Source organism: Citrobacter sp. Cpo015, assembly GCF_030333035.1.
Classification (GTDB): domain Bacteria; phylum Pseudomonadota; class Gammaproteobacteria; order Enterobacterales; family Enterobacteriaceae; genus Citrobacter; species Citrobacter portucalensis.
Map to the genome: position 1 here is coordinate 38,329 of NZ_JAOWGS010000019.1, position 17,578 is coordinate 55,906.

General features: G+C 51.0%; 13 protein-coding genes. 6 read left to right on the top strand and 7 right to left on the bottom strand.

Features of this window, described 5'->3' with window-relative positions; translation table 11 throughout:
- Positions 1 to 19: 19 nt before the first annotated feature.
- Together OGY67_RS00250 and OGY67_RS00255 are read left to right on the top strand one after the other, a co-directional pair.
- Entirely contained in the window at positions 20 to 1,102 is a 1,083-nt protein-coding gene (locus OGY67_RS00250; protein ID WP_286573795.1) for a Gfo/Idh/MocA family oxidoreductase, read from the top strand.
- A gap of 52 nt (positions 1,103 to 1,154) precedes the next feature.
- The gene (locus OGY67_RS00255; RefSeq protein ID WP_003835160.1) at positions 1,155 to 1,370 is read left to right on the top strand and encodes a zinc ribbon domain-containing protein; all 216 of its coding nucleotides are present in this window, start codon (positions 1,155 to 1,157) and stop codon (positions 1,368 to 1,370) included.
- Here OGY67_RS00255 and xseA read toward each other — a convergent pair.
- Positions 1,367 to 2,740, bottom strand: a complete 1,374-nt coding sequence (xseA, locus tag OGY67_RS00260; RefSeq protein WP_057068022.1) for an exodeoxyribonuclease VII large subunit — start codon at positions 2,738 to 2,740, stop codon at positions 1,367 to 1,369. The two genes, OGY67_RS00255 and xseA, sit on opposite strands and share 4 nt — an antisense overlap.
- Positions 2,741 to 2,900: 160 nt before the next feature.
- On the opposite strand from xseA, the gene guaB reads away from it, so the two are divergent.
- Positions 2,901 to 4,367, top strand: coding sequence for an IMP dehydrogenase (guaB, locus tag OGY67_RS00265; protein ID WP_003037756.1), 1,467 nt, complete (start codon positions 2,901 to 2,903; stop codon positions 4,365 to 4,367).
- A gap of 63 nt (positions 4,368 to 4,430) precedes the next feature.
- Positions 4,431 to 6,008 carry a glutamine-hydrolyzing GMP synthase gene (guaA, locus tag OGY67_RS00270; protein ID WP_048216398.1) on the top strand — a complete coding sequence of 526 codons (1,578 nt, stop codon included), beginning with the start codon at positions 4,431 to 4,433 and terminating at the stop codon, positions 6,006 to 6,008.
- A 121-nt stretch (positions 6,009 to 6,129) separates the two neighbouring features.
- Here guaA and mscS read toward each other — a convergent pair whose 3' ends face one another.
- Both mscS and OGY67_RS00280 read right to left on the bottom strand, forming a co-directional pair.
- Positions 6,130 to 7,008 (bottom strand): small-conductance mechanosensitive channel MscS, encoded by an 879-nt coding sequence (gene mscS, locus OGY67_RS00275; RefSeq protein WP_057069350.1) that lies wholly within the window; start codon positions 7,006 to 7,008, stop codon positions 6,130 to 6,132.
- A gap of 365 nt (positions 7,009 to 7,373) precedes the next feature.
- Entirely contained in the window at positions 7,374 to 7,577 is a 204-nt protein-coding gene (locus tag OGY67_RS00280; RefSeq protein ID WP_008785446.1) for a YfgG family protein, read from the bottom strand.
- Positions 7,578 to 7,927: 350 nt separating this feature from the next.
- On the opposite strand from OGY67_RS00280, the gene OGY67_RS00285 reads away from it, so the two are divergent.
- Positions 7,928 to 10,198, top strand: coding sequence for a bifunctional diguanylate cyclase/phosphodiesterase (locus tag OGY67_RS00285; protein WP_286573073.1), 2,271 nt, complete (start codon positions 7,928 to 7,930; stop codon positions 10,196 to 10,198).
- On the opposite strand, the gene ppx is transcribed toward OGY67_RS00285, so the two are convergent.
- The 4 genes from ppx to purM all read right to left on the bottom strand — a co-directional run bounded on the left by ppx (position 10,178) and on the right by purM (position 15,681).
- A complete protein-coding gene (gene ppx, locus OGY67_RS00290; RefSeq protein WP_032944195.1) occupies positions 10,178 to 11,719 on the bottom strand; it encodes an exopolyphosphatase in 1,542 nt (513 codons plus the stop codon). The two genes, OGY67_RS00285 and ppx, sit on opposite strands and share 21 nt — an antisense overlap.
- Before the next feature lie 4 nt (positions 11,720 to 11,723).
- Positions 11,724 to 13,790: a polyphosphate kinase 1 gene (gene ppk1, locus OGY67_RS00295; RefSeq protein WP_032944192.1), complete on the bottom strand. Its 2,067-nt coding sequence runs from the start codon at positions 13,788 to 13,790 to the stop codon at positions 11,724 to 11,726.
- A 215-nt stretch (positions 13,791 to 14,005) separates the two neighbouring features.
- Positions 14,006 to 14,647 carry a phosphoribosylglycinamide formyltransferase gene (gene purN / locus OGY67_RS00300; protein WP_008785442.1) on the bottom strand — a complete coding sequence of 214 codons (642 nt, stop codon included), beginning with the start codon at positions 14,645 to 14,647 and terminating at the stop codon, positions 14,006 to 14,008.
- The gene (gene purM / locus OGY67_RS00305; RefSeq protein ID WP_020996702.1) at positions 14,644 to 15,681 is read right to left on the bottom strand and encodes a phosphoribosylformylglycinamidine cyclo-ligase; all 1,038 of its coding nucleotides are present in this window, start codon (positions 15,679 to 15,681) and stop codon (positions 14,644 to 14,646) included. Before purM ends, purN begins: the two co-directional genes overlap by 4 nt.
- 295 nt (positions 15,682 to 15,976) lie before the next feature.
- On the opposite strand from purM, the gene OGY67_RS00310 reads away from it, so the two are divergent.
- Positions 15,977 to 17,407, top strand: coding sequence for a 6-phospho-beta-glucosidase (locus OGY67_RS00310; RefSeq protein ID WP_286573075.1), 1,431 nt, complete (start codon positions 15,977 to 15,979; stop codon positions 17,405 to 17,407).
- Positions 17,408 to 17,578 lie beyond the last annotated feature (171 nt).

Consider the following 17,578-nt stretch of genomic DNA (forward strand, 5'->3'; position numbering starts at 1 on the left):
TCATTTACGAGGTGAGAACATGCTGTTAGGGTTTGTTGGGCTTGGCGCAGTCGTTGAAACGGCATACTTGCCCGCATTGCGTAAACTTTACGGTGATTCCCTGTGCTGTGTGGGATTTGACGTGCAACCCGCAAAACAGCCCGCTGGTGTGACACGCTGTGCATCGCTCGCTGAACTTCTTGCAACACCGCTTGAAACCCTGTTTATCACCACCGCTTCTCTGCATCATCTCGATGTGCTTGAACAGGCGCTGGCCGCTCCCATCGCACGAATCGTGGTTGAAAAACCGATTGTTGCCACGCTTTCCCAAATTGAAAAACTGAAAACGCTGCTGGAGCAACCCGACGCTGCCGACCGTGTGCTGGCGCTCGACCACTGGATGGCGCGTAATGGCGCAATGCAGCTGGCATTGGGAAAACTCGGTGCGCAGTGGCAGGGCGATAACCCACAACAGGCACTTGTCTCTCACTTTTCAGACGTTGTTAAAATCGACGGTTTTTTGCAGGAGCCGAGCGGATATAACGCTACAGGAGAGCCGATCGCGCTCAACTTTGCCACTGGTGAGCCAGATACGCGTGAGCTTCGCCACCCGGACGGTGTGATTCTGGACATTGGCACACACGTACTGGCCATGCTGCGTGAAACAGTGCGTTACCTGGGCGGTAATGACAGCATGACCCTGCAGGTGAAGAGCGCTAAAGACCGTCTGGGACGTAACATCATCCAGGGTGACCTGACCACGGCTGAAGGAGAGGCGCATCTGCAAGGACTGATTAGCGGTGTACCGTTGGATATCTGGCTGAATAAATACGCGGGGCCTGCTGGCGGACAAAAAGGTCTGCGCCTTTATCTGCGTGATGGGCGTATCATCAGCTACGACCGACGGGGTGCCGACGATGTGCTCGAATTGATTGACGGTGATGTTGTGCAACGCTGGTGTCTGCCTGGTACGATTTATGCCCATTGTCTGGCGGAACATATTCTGGGGACGCAAAGTCTGTTTGAACGCAGCCCGCAGGAGGTGAGCCGCACGACGCAGCGCAGGCTGGAGGAGGTAGAACGATTACTGATCCTACAGCAACAGTTGCGTGGTTCACACTAAGCGTATCATGGTAAAATTAGCGCAGAATTGAACGCCATTTAAAGGAGTCACCATGTCGATGACCTGCCCGGATTGTCATGCAGAACTGGAACCACAAAACGGTGTGGCACACTGTGAAAACTGTAAAAAAGATATTCCGTTAGAAGCGCGCTGCCCGGAGTGCCATCAGCCACTCCAGGTGTTAAAAGCCTGCGGTGCGGTGGACTACTTCTGTCAGAATGGCCATGGTCTGATCTCGAAGAAACGTGTGGAATTTGTGCCGGTTTAATCTGGCTTTTTCTTACGCGTTTTCTTTGCCGTCGTTACGCCTTTCACTTCGCTCTCTACCCAGCCGTCTGACAGGCGGGTAGTGAGCACATCACCGGTTTTTACCTGTTTGGTCTGCTTCAGCACTTTGCCGTCCGTCGCGGTAGTGACGCTATAGCCGCGAGCGAGCGTCGAGAGAGGACTCACCGCTTCAAGGTGCGTCACCACATTACCGAAGCGTTCTCGCTGTGCGCTTAAACGCGCGCGGATATTTTCTGCCAGACGGTACTCCAGTTGCTGAATACGGGTTTGCGCCCGATAAATTCGCGGCTGTGGGTTTTGCTGGCTCAGGCGTTGGCTTACGCGCTGTTGGCGCTGATTGGCCTGCTTAATCTTATTCTCAAGAGCGAAATTCATCCGCTGACGCAGCCGCTCCAGCACGGTCTGCTGACGGGCCAGACGCAGTTGCGGATGTTGCTGTTGCAAACGGTGATGAAGCTGGGTAAAGCGACGAGTACGGTTGGCGATGTAGTAGTCCATCGCCATCTCCAGACGCTGCTGGCCATGCTGAATTTGACGCAGCAGTTCCAATTGATTGCGGCTAACAATTTCCGCCGCTGCTGATGGCGTAGGCGCCCGTAAATCTGCAATAAAATCGGCAATAGTGACATCTGTTTCGTGGCCGACGGCGCTTACTACCGGAATGCGGCTGACAAAGATTGCCCGTGCTACGCGTTCGTCGTTAAAACTCCACAAATCTTCCAGAGAACCGCCGCCGCGCCCGACGATAAGCACATCGCACTCGCCCCGCGCGTTCGCCAGCTCAATGGCGCGAACGATCTGTCCTGGCGCATCGTCGCCCTGGACCGCGGTCGGGTAGATAATAACGGGCAGGGATGGGTCACGGCGCTTCAGCACGTGGAGAATGTCGTGCAGCGCAGCCCCGGTTTTCGAGGTAATGACCCCAACGCAGTGAGCCGGAGAGGGTAGTGATTTTTTGAACTGCTGATCGAATAGCCCTTCAGCCTGCAGTTTGGCTTTGAGTTGCTCATATTTTTGCTGCAACAAGCCTTCACCAGCTGGCTGCATGCTCTCAACAATTATCTGATAGTCGCCACGCGGTTCGTACAACGTAATGTTGGCGCGTACCAGGACCTGCTGACCGTGCTGCGGGCGGAACGTTACCCGTCGATTGCTGTTGCGAAACATCGCGCAGCGTACCTGGGCGGTGTCATCTTTGAGCGTGAAATACCAGTGACCGGAGGACGGCTGAGTGAAATTCGAGATTTCACCGCTGATCCAAACTTGTCCCATTTCCTGCTCAAGCAGCAAACGAACCGTCTGATTAAGGCGGCTTACGGTAAAAATTGAGGTGGTCTGAGAGGATAACATGTGAGCGGGATCAAATTCTAAATCAGCAAGTTATTCAGTCGAAAGTAACATGCTCACAGAGGAGCGCAAGGTTTTTTTGCAAAAAAGTGTGGATGCAATCGGTTACGCTCTGTATAATGCCGCGGCAATATTTAATAACCTCCCAGGTGAGATATTGCCCATGCTACGTATCGCAAAAGAAGCCCTGACGTTTGACGACGTCCTCCTCGTTCCCGCTCATTCTACCGTTCTGCCGAATACTGCTGACCTCAGCACCCAGTTGACGAAAACCATTCGCCTGAACATTCCTATGCTCTCCGCAGCAATGGACACCGTGACGGAAGCGCGCCTGGCAATTGCCCTGGCCCAGGAAGGCGGCATCGGTTTTATCCACAAAAACATGTCCATCGAGCGCCAGGCTGAAGAAGTTCGCCGCGTGAAGAAACACGAATCTGGCGTGGTAACTGACCCACAGACCGTACTGCCAACCACTACTCTGCGCGAAGTGAAAGAACTGACCGAGCGTAACGGCTTTGCTGGCTACCCGGTAGTGACTGAAGATAACGAACTGGTCGGCATCATCACCGGCCGTGACGTGCGTTTTGTGACTGACCTGAACCAGCCGGTTAGCGTATATATGACGCCAAAAGAGCGTCTGGTGACCGTTCGTGAAGGCGAAGCGCGCGATGTCGTTTTTGCCAAAATGCACGAAAAACGCGTTGAGAAAGCGCTGGTTGTTGATGACAGCTTCCACCTGCTCGGCATGATCACCGTAAAAGATTTCCAGAAAGCAGAACGTAAACCTAACGCCTGTAAAGACGAGCATGGTCGTCTGCGCGTTGGTGCAGCGGTAGGTGCTGGCGCAGGTAACGAAGAGCGTGTAGACGCGCTGGTTGCCGCTGGCGTAGACGTTCTGCTGATTGACTCCTCTCACGGCCACTCTGAAGGCGTTCTGCAGCGTATCCGTGAAACTCGCGCTAAATATCCTGACCTGCAGATCATCGGCGGTAACGTTGCTACGGGCGCAGGTGCTCGCGCGCTTGCTGAAGCTGGCTGTAGCGCAGTTAAAGTGGGTATCGGCCCTGGCTCCATCTGTACTACCCGTATCGTGACCGGCGTCGGTGTTCCGCAGATCACTGCCGTTTCTGATGCCGTTGAAGCGCTGGAAGGCACCGGTATTCCGGTTATCGCCGACGGCGGTATTCGTTTCTCCGGCGACATCGCTAAAGCGATTGCTGCTGGTGCTGCCGCAGTGATGGTTGGCTCCATGCTGGCGGGTACTGAAGAATCCCCGGGCGAAATCGAACTGTACCAGGGCCGTTCTTACAAATCTTACCGCGGTATGGGTTCTCTGGGCGCGATGTCCAAAGGGTCTTCTGACCGTTACTTCCAGAGCGATAACGCTGCTGACAAACTGGTCCCGGAAGGTATCGAAGGTCGCGTTGCCTATAAAGGTCGCCTGAAAGAGATCATTCACCAGCAGATGGGCGGCCTGCGCTCCTGTATGGGTCTGACCGGCTGTGGTACTATCGACGCGCTGCGAACGAAAGCAGAGTTTGTACGCATCAGCGGTGCGGGTATTCAGGAAAGTCACGTTCACGATGTGACCATCACCAAAGAGTCCCCTAACTACCGCATGGGCTCCTGATAAGTTTCCGCGCCCGGCTATATGCCGGGCGAATTTGTTTCACTTGCCTCGGAATTAGCGTCAATGACAGACAATATTCATAAACATCGCATTCTCATCCTCGATTTCGGCTCGCAGTACACTCAGCTGGTTGCACGTCGCGTACGTGAACTGGGCGTCTACTGTGAACTGTGGGCATGGGATGTTACGGAAGCACAAATTCGCGAATTCAACCCAAGCGGTATCATTCTTTCCGGTGGTCCGGAAAGTACCACCGAAGAAAACAGCCCGCGTGCGCCGGAATACGTTTTCAACGCGGGCGTGCCGGTGTTCGGCGTGTGCTACGGCATGCAGACCATGGCAATGCAACTCGGTGGTCATGTTGAAGGTTCTAACGAACGTGAATTCGGGTATGCGCAGGTTGAAGTTCAGACCGACAGCGCGCTTGTCCGCGGTATTGAAGACTCCCTGACCGCAGACGGCAAACCGCTGCTGGACGTGTGGATGAGCCACGGCGACAAAGTGACCGCCATTCCGGAAGGTTTCGTGACCGTTGCCAGCACCGACAACTGCCCGTTCGCTATCATGGCGCACGAAGAAAAACGCTTCTACGGCGTGCAGTTCCACCCGGAAGTTACCCACACACGTCAGGGTATGCGCATGCTGGAGCGTTTTGTGCGCGACATCTGCCAGTGTGAAGCGCTGTGGACGCCGGCAAAAATTATCGATGACGCCGTTGCCCGCATTCGTGAGCAGGTTGGCAATGATAAAGTTATCCTCGGTCTGTCCGGCGGCGTTGACTCCTCCGTGACCGCGATGCTGCTGCACCGTGCTATCGGCAAAAACCTGACCTGCGTGTTCGTCGACAACGGTCTGCTGCGTCTCAACGAAGCTCAGCAGGTGATGGATATGTTCGGCGACCACTTTGGCCTGAACATCGTTCACGTGGAAGGCGAGCAGCGTTTCCTGGACGCGCTGAAAGGCGAGAACGACCCAGAAGCTAAACGTAAAATCATTGGCCGCGTATTCGTGGAAGTATTTGATGAAGAAGCGCTGAAGCTGGAAGACGTTAAGTGGCTGGCGCAGGGCACTATCTACCCGGACGTGATCGAATCCGCGGCATCTGCCACCGGTAAAGCGCACGTTATCAAATCTCACCACAACGTGGGCGGTTTGCCGAAAGAGATGAAGATGGGTCTGGTTGAGCCGCTGCGTGAGCTGTTCAAAGACGAAGTGCGTAAGATTGGTCTGGAGCTGGGCCTGCCGTACGACATGCTGTACCGTCACCCGTTCCCGGGACCGGGTCTGGGCGTACGTGTGCTTGGCGAAGTGAAGAAAGAGTACTGCGACCTGCTGCGTCGCGCGGATGCTATCTTCATTGAAGAGCTGCACAAAGCTGACCTGTACAACAAGGTAAGCCAGGCGTTCACCGTGTTCCTGCCGGTTCGTTCCGTTGGTGTGATGGGCGATGGCCGCAAGTACGACTGGGTTGTTTCCCTGCGTGCGGTAGAAACCATCGACTTTATGACCGCGCACTGGGCACACCTGCCGTATGACTTCTTAGGCCGCGTTTCTAACCGCATTATCAACGAAGTGAACGGTATTTCCCGCGTGGTGTATGACATCAGCGGTAAGCCGCCAGCTACCATTGAGTGGGAATAATATCCCTTTCCGTTAGCGGTTTTTGAACCGGTAATATGCAAAAAACCCTCTGTTTACAGAGGGTTTTTTATTGCACGCATTTCAGCAAATACTTCAGGCGCATGTTCTGCAGGAAAGTACGCTAATCGACCAGTTGCAGCTGAGACTGTTGCTGAGGTGCGACATTCTGAATACGCACATCCATCTGTGGATAGGGTAGGTCGATGTGGTTGGCGTCCAGCGCCTCTTTAATGTTTTCCAGCAGATCGTAATAGGTATTCCAGTATTCGATATTGGGCACCCATACGCGCACGTAAAAATTCAACGCTGAAGCGCCCAGTTCGCCCAGACGAACGGTTACCCCACGTTGCTTATCGATGCGGCTGTCCTGCTCGATAATGTGATTAATAACTTGCTTAACCTCTGCAATCCGACTCTGATAACCCACACCAATCACCAGATCGATACGACGAAAAGGGTGACGGGAATAGTTAATGATGTTGTCAGCGATGATCTTACCGTTTGGAATCACCACTTCTTTGCTGTCCGCGGTTAGCAGGGTGGTGGAGAAGATGTGCACCTTTTCTACTGTTCCGGTGACTGCACCAATCTGCACTACTTCTCCGGCGCGAAAAGGCCGCAGGGAAACCAACAGCACGCCAGCGGCAAAGTTGGAAAGCGAGCTTTGTAGCGCGAGGCCAATGGCTAGTCCGGCGGCACCGATGACGGCAATAATGGAGGATGTTTCAATACCGATGCGACCTAATGCGGCGACGACGGAAAAGGCGAGGGTAATGTAACGTACCAGCGCGGTGAAGAACTGAATGATCGTTCTGTCGACTTTACGTTTAAGCAGTAACTTTTCCAGCCCACGAGAGAGCAGACGAGCGATAAATTTACCGATAAACAATAAGATCACGGCGGCAACGATATTCCAGCCGAATTGAATGACAGCATCGCTGTGCCCGGCGATCCACTCAAGGCCGCTTCTTATTTTCGGGAATAATAAAAAACCACTCATGGTATTACCCTGTAGTATTTAAAAATGATAACAATTCAAATAACTATTTAATTTTCATGCGAAATATAAATGCTTGCGTCAGTGATATTTGCTGGTGATATTAATTAGCGTTTATTTGAGCACTGTTTGTCTTTTTATGTCCGTTAAATCGTAACGTAAAAATCAGCGCGAATGGTGCGGTGAAGTGGGATGAAAAGATTGTGCATTTGTGCGAAAAATACGGTCGATTATCTGATAATTAAGCGAGAGAGGGGGAGGGGTGTGTAAAGTTTCATCACTCAAATCCCTTACCGGATGGTTAAATGTCAGGCGATTAGCCATCCGGTAAGGAATCTTAATGCTGGGGATATCACAGGGGCGAGCGATCAATGTTCGTCGGTTTGCGCAGGAGCTGTCTGTTGCGGCTGAGTGGTCTGCTGAGATTCTTTTTTGTCCTGGTGGTGATGCCACGCACCAATGGCGGAGTAGACGAAGCGTCCGAAGAAGAAGAGAAAGCTGATAAGCAGTACGATCCGGATCATGCGACTGTTAAATCGGTGTCGTTTGCGTAGGCTGGTAACCTGGCTCACAAAAGGTTCCTTGTAGTGTACCCAACTGAGGGCGATACTCACATTAAGGCACACTGAGAGGGAATGGTCAATTCTTCCTTATGTAAAATTGCTTCAGTTGTTTTATCTTCTTATGTTATGGAAATTAATATTATTATTTGCATGAATAATGTATTAACGATAAAAAATAATGAAAAGAGTAATAATTGATGAATGAGGGGCATGTTTTTTGATATGTATCAAGCATCACACTTTGCTGACAACTAAAATTGATGAATCATTGTGATGTATTTTACTTTATCGTTTTAAGGTCAGGTGGGATGCCTGTCTGAATACCCCCTACAGGATGTGTGGGATTCTACTGAGCATCTATGAAACTCAATAAAAATTATATTGGTATTAGAGATAGATGGTGGGCATTACCTCTCATCTTACCTTCTTTGTTGTTGCCTATATTGAGCACTGCCACCACCTATGCCCATATTAGTACGGGGGCCGTAATTCTTTTCTACCTGCCGTTAGCGCTGATGATTAGCCTGATGCTTTTTTTTGGCTGGGCGGCATTGCCAGGTATTATCATTTCCATTATCTGGTACAAATATCCGCAGGTCGGGTTATTTGAAACACTTTCAATAATTTCGCACTTTATAGTTACAATCGTGCTTAGCTGGGGAGGATATAAAGTATTTTCTCCCCGACGAAACAACGTTTCCCACGGCGACTCTCATCTGTTGTTTCAGCGTATGTTCTGGCAAGTCTTCTGCCCGGCAACGCTGTTTCTGATACTCTTCCAGTTTGCTGCATTTGTGGGTGTTTATGAAAGCAAATCCGGCATGGTGGGCGTTATGCCCTTCAATACAGGCACATTGATCAACTATCAGTCCATACTCGCGGGGAATCTTGTAGGTGTGCCGCTGTGTTATTTCATCATTCGAACAATTCGCAACCCCTTGCATCTGAGAGGCTATTTTTCTCAGTTAAAGCAGCAGTTTGATACCAAAGTGACTAAAACAGAGTTTGCGGTCTGGTTGATTATATTGACTGTGCTAATGGCAATGTTGTGTATGCCGCTCAATGAACAAAGCTCAATATTCAGCACGAATTATACACTGTCACTGTTACTGCCTGTCATGCTGTGGGGGGCAATGCGTTACGGTTATAAATTTATTTCGTTAATATGGGCGGTCGTACTTATTACCGCAATCCATTATTATCAGCGCTATATGCCCTGGTATTCGGGTTATGATACGCAGCTTGCCATTACCTCATCAAGTTATCTGGTTTTTTCCTTCATCGTGAATTTCATTGCTGTCCTGGCAACGCGTCAACGTTTTGTTACCCGGCGCAACCATCGCCTGGCCTTCTTTGACCCTATGGTGCATATTCCGAATTTGCGCGCTTTGAACCGGGATTTGAAAAACGCGCCATGGTCAGTGCTTTGCTTTTTGGGTGTTCCGGGCATGGAGGTGCTGGTGAAAAATTACGGCATTATGCTGCGTATCCAGTACAAGCAAAAACTGGCTCAGTGGATAACACCGTTGCTTGAACAGGATGAGCATGTCTATCAATTGTCAGGTAATGATTTAATCCTGCGTTTTAACACTGAGCTACACCAGGAACGCATTGAAGCACTGGACAGGCATATCAAGCAGTTTCGTTTTGTTTGGGACGGAATGCCTTTGCAACCGCAGGTTGGGATCAGCTTTTGCTATGTCCGTTCTCCTGTTAACCATATCTATTTGTTGCTGGGAGAGTTAAGTACCATTGCCGAATTATCGCTGGCAACCAATTCACCAGAGAATTTGCAGCGGCGTGGTGTGATGCACCTGCAACGCGACCTGAAAGATAAAGTTGCGATGATGAACCGTATTCAGCAGGCGCTGGAGAACAATCGCTTTTTCCTGAAGGCGCAGCCGATTTTTGGCGTGCGTGGCGACGTTTATCACGAAATCCTGCTGCGGCTTGAGGGGGATGACGGTGAAACTATCGCCCCTGATAGCTTCTTGCCGGTAGCCCATGAGTTTGGTTTGTCATCCCGTATCGATCTGTGGGTGATTGAAAATACGTTGAAATTTATGGCGCAGAATCGGGAAAAAATGCCCGCCCACCGGTTTGCTATCAACTTATCACCCACCTCAGTATGTCGCGCGCGACTTCCTAATGACATCAATCAGTTACTGAATAAGTACAAGGTTGAAGCATGGCAACTTATCTTTGAAGTGACGGAAAGCAATGCCTTGACCAATGCGGAACAGGCACAGGCAACGTTGCTGCAGCTGCAATCACTGGGCTGTCAGATTGCGATTGATGATTTTGGTACTGGGTATGCCAGCTATGCGCGGCTGAAAAATGTGAATGCCGATATCCTGAAAATTGACGGTAGCTTTATTCGCAATATTGTTTCGAACAGCCTCGACTACCAAATCGTGGCCTCTATTTGCCATCTGGCGCGGATGAAAAGAATGCTGGTGGTTGCGGAGTACGTCGAAAGCGAAGAAATACGCAGTGCGGTGATTTCACTGGGGATTGATTACATGCAGGGGTATCTGATTGGTGAGCCACTGCCGTTGAGTGAAACTCTGGAAAAGCTGGTGCCAGATGAACTGACACCTGCTGAGATCTTATGCGGCGATATCGGGTGAGCTCTCTTCTTCAATTTTGAGTCGCCAGCCTGTTACGGCTTCCCAGTATTGCTGCTCTTTCTCCAGATCGAGCAGCACCAGCGCATTTTGGCTAAACCAGTCATGCGGGAAGCGTAAGGTCCAGTGGCTGTCGTCGGTTATCAGGGTCAAAGTCGGCGGTGTGGTGGTCGCCTGACGCTGATTATTCAATAGCACGCCCAGGCGCAGCAGCTGAATTAACGGCAGAAACTGTTTCTTCTTAAACAGCGTAAAGCGGGGCAAGTCGTCGAGCTTAATCGCTTTGCGATGATAACGAACTAATGTTGCCATCATCAGCTGTTGTTCCTGATTGAAACCAGGTAGATCGCTGTTTTGTAAGATATACGCAGAGTGGCGATGCAAACCGCTGTGGTTGATGTTCAGCCCAACCTCATGCAGCATTGCTGCCCAACGCAGTAACGCTTCCAGTTGGGGATTGGCCAGCTTTGGCTGCTGCGTATGCCACTGGTCGTACATTTGCATCGTCGTTTCTAGTACGCGCCGGGCCTGTTCGCTGTCAATGTTGTACTGGTTCGCCAGGCTGCTGGCGGTACGGCTACGAACGTCCTGGTGGCGAAAACGGCCTTCCATCTCGTACAGCACGCCTTCACGTAACGCACCATCAGAAAGGCGAAGTTCGCGAATAGCTAACGCGTCAAAAACGCCGCACAGAATCGCGAGTCCGGGTACAAACACTGCTTTTCTTTCTTCTGACAACCCAGGCAAGCTGAGCGCATCAAATGACGCGTGCTTCAACACTTCAGATGTCAGCTTGTCCAGACGTTCGGGGGTGATAAAACCGTCTTTTTCACCCATCTCCAGCAGCACTTCATGGGCTGCTTTAATGGTGCCCGATGCGCCCAGCGCAACGTTCCAGCCCTGAATGCGAAACTGCCAGGTTAAGGTTTCGAGCTTTTGCGCAGCCGCCATGCGGGCACGCTGGAAGTTTTCGCGGTTAATTACACCGCGCGGGAAATACATCTGGGCAAAGCTGACGCAACCCATACGGCGGCTTTCGACCAGTTTAGGCTCGAAATCTTCGCCGATCACCAGTTCTGTTGAGCCGCCGCCGATATCGATAACCAGCTTGCGACCTTTTTCCGGCTGCGTATGTTCAACGCCCATAAAGATCAATCGGGCTTCTTCGTTGCCGGAAATAATCTCAATTGGGTAGGGGATGACTTTTTCCGCTCGCTTGAGAAAATCAGTCGCATTCAGTGCCTGACGCAAAGTATGGGTTCCCACGATACATACGCTTGATGGAGGAAACCCCTGCAAACGTTCGGCGAACAGTGATAAACAGCTTAGCCCGCGCTCCATGGCCTCTTCGCTCAGCTTGTTATCTTCGCCGAGGCCATCCGCCAGATGTACGCGTTGTTTCAGTCGCCCAATAATTTGCATTGCGCCATCAACCACGCGGGCAATGACCATATGGAAACTGTTTGAACCAAGGTCGACCGCAGCAAATTCCTGCGGTCGTGGAGTCTTGTCGTGTATTGGCATATCTTTAGTCAGGTTGCTCGAGTGATTTGATGTAATCGTAAATCGCCAATTGTGACTGAACCTTACGGCGGTTTCCGCGCGGTACGTAGCGATTACTCAGTTCTTTATCAATAAAGCGGGCTTTCACCGTGTCGCTGAACAGGATATCGATAATATCCAGCACGCGTTGCTTAAGGCGCGGGTCAAGAAGCGGTGTGGCAACTTCGATACGATAGTCGATGTTTCTTGTCATCCAGTCAGCGGAGGAGAGATACACCTGCTTGTCACCTCCGTTCTCGAAGATATAGACCCGGTCATGTTCAAGATAGCGATCAACGATGCTGATAACGCGAATATTGTCGCTGATACCTTCCAGATTCGGAATCAAAGAACACATACCACGAATCAACAAATTGACCGGCACACCAGAGCTTGAGGCCGCATAGAGGCGGTCAACCAGACCTTTATCGACCAGGTTATTCAGTTTTAGCGTAATGCCGGAAGGCAGTCCTTGCTGCGCGTTGGCGATTTCTTTGTCGATCATCGCGTACAGCAGACGGCGTGAGTTCTGCGGGGAAACCAGCAGATAATCGAACGTCACCGGGCGATACGGGTTCTCGATGAAGTTAAACACCCGACGCACTTCGTTGGTAATGCGCGAATCGGCAGTTAGCAACGAGTAGTCGGTATACAGGCGTGCCGTTTTTTCGTTGAAGTTCCCCGTCCCGATATGCGCATAGCGCACGACTTCATCACCTTCTTTACGCGAGATAAGGAACAGTTTGGCGTGAATTTTCAGGCCTGGCGCGGAGAAGATGACGTGAACGCCTGCTTCGGTAAGACGCTTGGCCCAATGGATGTTGGCTTCTTCATCGAAGCGGGCCTGCAATTCCACCACCACGGTGACTTTCTTACCGTTGTGCGCGGCATGGATCATTGAATCTATAATGCGTGAATCTTTTGCTACACGGTAGATGTTGATCTTTATAGCCAGCACGCTCGGGTCGAAAGAGGCCTGGCGCAGCAGTTCAAGAACGTGCTCAAAGGTGTGATAGGGGTAATACAGCAGCACGTCGCGTTCGCGAACGGCGTCAAAGCCGTTACGAAACTTCTCGTTGTCGAACCAGATATGGCGCAGACGCGGCAGCGGTTTGTTCACCAGGTTAGCTTTGCCAACGTTAGGGAAGTTAATAAAGTCTTTGAAGTTATGGTAACGCCCGCCGGGAACAATCGAGTCGTAGCGAGAAATCGTCAGTTTTTCACGCAGTACCTCGACCAGCGCGTTGGGCATGTCGCGTTGATAGACAAAACGTACAGGTTCTGCGGTCAGACGCTGTTTCAGGCTGGATGACATCAGCTCCATCAGGCTCGATTCCATCTCATGCACCAAATCGTATTCGGCGTCACGGGTCATTTTCATCGAATAGGCGTTCAGTGCGTCGTAGTCAAAGAACCCTTTGAAAATGTCGTCAAGGCAGTAACGTAATATGTTGTCCAGCAGGATCATCGGTTTGCGACGGCGCGGGGTTTCCGGCGGCAGATTCACAAAACGAGGAACCTTGTCGGAAGGAATTTCCAGCAGCGCGTAGCGGATCGTATCGCCACGGATAATTTCTACCGCCAGATAGGTGTAGTCATCTTTCAAAAACTGGACTAAATCCGTCTCGCGGTTAATCAGGATCGGCGTGATGTGCTGGCGAAGATATTGCTTAAAGTAATGACGCAACCAGCTTTGCTGATTGACCGACAACTGGCGTTCGTTGATTAAGAAAATCTGATTGCGCGCCATTTCCAACAGCAACTCGTTGTACAGGCCGTCAAATTCCTGATCGGCTTTTAATACGCGGGCCTGGATTTTGCCTAACAAATGGCGGGAGTGAGAGTTTGAACCCTGTTCTTCGCTAATAATGATTCGGCGCTTCAGTTCGGCAAAACGAACCTTATAAAACTCGTCGAGATTATTGGAATAGATGCCTAAGAAACGCATCCGTTCGATCAACGGGTTTGACTTATCAGCAGCTTCCTGGAGTACACGTTCGTTGAACGCTAACCAGCTGAGTTCTTTCTCGATGTATAGCTTTTCCTGACCCATTACCACTTTTACTCCGTTTCATTCACGGGACACTACCGATTTATTATGGCGAGCATTGCTCTCAGATGTCCAACTGTGCCAGAAAAATATGACAATAAACCGTCTGATAGCAAAGAGAAAGGGGGAGCGTAGATGAATACCGGTGGTATTAACCGGAAAAGGTAGTTATGCCTGTAAGCCGGATGGTGACATTCGGCTTACAGGTTGTTTTTTTATTATTCGTCGGCGGCGTAGCCTTGTGGAGGCAAACGAACGCCATCCAGCCATGCAGCGTTATCACGCATCTTCAGGCGACCATCGATAAACCAGCTTACCACCAGCGGGTAAATGGTATGTTCCTGAGCCTGAACCCGTGCCGTGACATCATCTTCGCTGTCGCCTTCAAATACTGGAACTTTGGCCTGGAGAATGACCGGTCCGCCGTCCAACTCATCCGTCACGAAATGGACTGAGGTACCATGTTCTTCATCGCCGTTTTCCAGTACCTGGCGGTGCGTATGCAGGCCGGGATACTTCGGCAATAAAGACGGGTGGATATTCAGCAATCGTTCAGCATAGTGAGCGACAAACGCCGGGCTGAGGATACGCATATAACCGGCCAGCACCACGACATCGGGTGCATAGGCGTCAATCTCTTGTATCAGTTGGCGGTCGAATGCTTCGCGACTGGCAAACTGGGCGGCTTCCAGCGAGTGTGCCGGAATATTCGCTTCGCGTGCGCGCTCAAGGCCGAACGCATCGGCCTTGTTACTGAATACTGCACGTATGGTGCCATTGATTTTTTTCTGTTCGCAGGCGTCGATTATCGCCTGCAAATTGCTTCCGTTGCCGGAAATGAGCACCACAATGTTTTTCATTCAATGACCACACGCTGTTCGGAATCAGAAGCTTTGATGATACCGATTTTCCATGCGTTTTCACCTTTCTCATTGAGCAAAGCAAGGGCTTTGTCCACTTCCGGAGCTGGCAGGGCGATAACCATACCTACACCGCAGTTAAAGGTGCGATACATCTCATGCTGGCTGACGTTACCCGCCGTTTGCAGCCAGTTGAAGACGGCTGGCCACTGCCATGAAGATTCGTCGATCACTGCCTGCGTGTTGTCTGGCAGAACGCGTGGAATATTTTCCCAGAAGCCGCCGCCGGTCAGGTGGGCAATGGCGTGCACATCAACCTTCTCGATCAGTTCCAGAATGGATTTCACGTAAATGCGGGTAGGGGCCAGTAAGTGATCGGCCAGCGGCTTGCCTTCAAGCTCGGTGGTTTCTGGGTCACAACCGCTGACTTCTACAATTTTACGCACCAGAGAGTAGCCGTTGGAGTGCGGGCCGCTGGAGCCGAGCGCAATCAGTACGTCACCGTCAGCCACTTTTGAACCGTCGATAATCTCTGATTTTTCGACGACGCCAACGCAGAAACCTGCCACGTCGTAATCTTCGCCGTGGTACATCCCCGGCATTTCAGCTGTTTCCCCACCGACCAGCGCACAGCCAGACTGCAGGCAGCCTTCGGCAATCCCGTTAATGACGCTGGCTGCGGTGTCCACATCCAGTTTGCCGGTTGCATAGTAGTCGAGGAAGAACAGCGGCTCAGCGCCCTGAACCACGAGGTCGTTGACGCACATTGCGACGAGGTCAATGCCGATAGTGTCGTGGCGTTTCAGATCCATCGCCAGACGCAGTTTTGTACCAACGCCATCAGTGCCGGAAACCAGTACCGGTTCACGATATTTTTGCGGCAATGCGCACAGCGCACCGAAGCCACCCAGACCACCCATAACTTCCGGACGACGAGTTTTCTTTACTACGCCTTTGATTCGATCAACCAGAGCATTACCTGCATCAATATCAACACCGGCATCTTTGTAGCTAAGAGAGGTTTTATCGGTCACTGCCTGCTTCCCCACATGTTTACTTGCAGTAAAAGTTAAATTCGGCGCAATTCTAACAGGGAAAGCAAACGTTTGCGAGCCTGCTCTGCATCAAGTTTTATCTGCTGGTTTTTTCAGCATTTTACAATCATTTATCTATTTGTTTGAGCTGCGCCACGAAAATGAAACCGGGTACAGTCTTGTGCTTGAATCCTGTTAGCCGAATGCACAGTATCGTACTGAAACCGGTTTCTGTTTTCTGTTGCGGACCTCATCAACAGCGTTTTGCGCAGAGTCATCATGATAGGGGAAGGGTATGTCAGGATTTAAAGCAGATTTCATGTGGGGTGGTGCTGTCGCTGCTCATCAACTGGAAGGTGGCTGGCAGGAGGGCGCAAAAGGCGTCAGCGTTGCTGATGTCATGACCGCGGGAGCGCATGGTGTGGCGCGTGAAATTACCGACGGTGTGACTGCCGGTAAAAATTACCCTAACCATGAGGCCATCGATTTTTATCATCGCTATAAAGACGACATAAAGCTGTTTGCCGAAATGGGGTTTAAATGTTTTCGCACCTCTATTGCCTGGACACGTATTTTCCCCTTAGGCGATGAAGAACAACCCAATGAGGCTGGCCTACAGTTCTATGATGACCTGTTTGACGAATGCCTGAAATATGGCATTGAGCCGGTGATTACGCTGTCGCATTTTGAGATGCCTTACCATCTGGTGACGGAGTACGGCGGCTGGCGCAACCGCAAGCTTATCGATTTCTTTGTCCGTTTTGCCAGGGTGGTATTCACTCGTTACCAGCACAAAGTGAAGTACTGGATGACGTTTAATGAGATTAACAACCAGGCAAATTATCACGAAGATTTCGCGCCCTTTACTAACTCAGGTCTGAAATACCAGCCTGGCGAAGACCGCGAGCCGGTCATGTACCAGGCGGCGCACTATGAGCTGGTGGCAAGCGCGCTGGCGGTAAAGGTCGCGCGTGAGATTAACCCGGAATTACAAATAGGGTGCATGATTGCCATGTGTCCAATCTATCCGCTGACCTGCGCGCCAGACGATATGATGATGGCGATGAATGCCATGCACCGGCGTTACTGGTTTACTGACGTCCATGTGCGCGGCAAATACCCGCGGCATCTTCTCAACTACTTTGCCCGTCGTGGCTTTGAACTGGATATCACCGAGGAAGACCGTCAGGCGCTGGCCAAGGGCTGCGTTGATTACATCGGCTTTAGCTATTATATGTCTTTCGCGACCCAGGCAACGGCGGACAACCCACAGCTGGATTACGACGAGTCGAAAAGCCTGGTTTCCAACCCGTACGTGCAGAAATCGGACTGGGGCTGGCAGATTGATCCGGTTGGCCTGCGTTATTCACTGAACTGGTTCTGGGATCATTATCAACTGCCACTATTTATTGTGGAGAATGGATTTGGCGCCATTGATGTGCGCGAGGACGATGGTACAGTTAACGACCAGTACCGTATCGACTACCTTGCCGCCCACATACGTGAGATGAAAAAAGCGGTGGTGGAAGATGGCGTGGATCTGATGGGATATACCCCGTGGGGCTGCATTGATTTAGTCTCTGCCGGGACAGGGGAGATGAAAAAACGCTACGGGTTTATCTATGTCGATAAAAATAATGACGGTGGCGGGACATTAACGCGCTCACCTAAAAAATCTTTTTCGTGGTATCAAAAAGTCATCCAGACCAATGCTGAATATCTTTAAAATTCATAGCATTGACAGCGAGCCCCGCCATCAGTGCGGGGCTTGTTTTATACTCATCATTCAGACGCAAATGACTTTGGTTGATCCATATCAAGCGTATGCAGTGTTGCGCCAGAGAGGAAAAGCGGTATAATCCGGCGATTTTTTTTGTGGTTGCCATTCGTCTGAGGA

Bases quoted from the DNA above. Each gene is read 5' to 3' on its own strand.
- mscS (WP_057069350.1), bottom strand. From the start codon at position 7,008: ATGAGTGGTTTTTTATTATTCCCGAAAATAAGAAGCGGCCTTGAGTGG.
- OGY67_RS00310 (WP_286573075.1), top strand. From the start codon at position 15,977: ATGTCAGGATTTAAAGCAGATTTCATGTGGGGTGGTGCTGTCGCTGCT.
- ppk1 (WP_032944192.1), bottom strand. From the start codon at position 13,790: ATGGGTCAGGAAAAGCTATACATCGAGAAAGAACTCAGCTGGTTAGCG.
- guaB (WP_003037756.1), top strand. From the start codon at position 2,901: ATGCTACGTATCGCAAAAGAAGCCCTGACGTTTGACGACGTCCTCCTC.
- OGY67_RS00285 (WP_286573073.1), top strand. From the start codon at position 7,928: ATGAAACTCAATAAAAATTATATTGGTATTAGAGATAGATGGTGGGCA.
- guaA (WP_048216398.1), top strand. From the start codon at position 4,431: ATGACAGACAATATTCATAAACATCGCATTCTCATCCTCGATTTCGGC.
- OGY67_RS00250 (WP_286573795.1), top strand. From the start codon at position 20: ATGCTGTTAGGGTTTGTTGGGCTTGGCGCAGTCGTTGAAACGGCATAC.
- OGY67_RS00255 (WP_003835160.1), top strand. From the start codon at position 1,155: ATGTCGATGACCTGCCCGGATTGTCATGCAGAACTGGAACCACAAAAC.
- ppx (WP_032944195.1), bottom strand. From the start codon at position 11,719: ATGCCAATACACGACAAGACTCCACGACCGCAGGAATTTGCTGCGGTC.
- xseA (WP_057068022.1), bottom strand. From the start codon at position 2,740: ATGTTATCCTCTCAGACCACCTCAATTTTTACCGTAAGCCGCCTTAAT.
- purN (WP_008785442.1), bottom strand. From the start codon at position 14,647: ATGAAAAACATTGTGGTGCTCATTTCCGGCAACGGAAGCAATTTGCAG.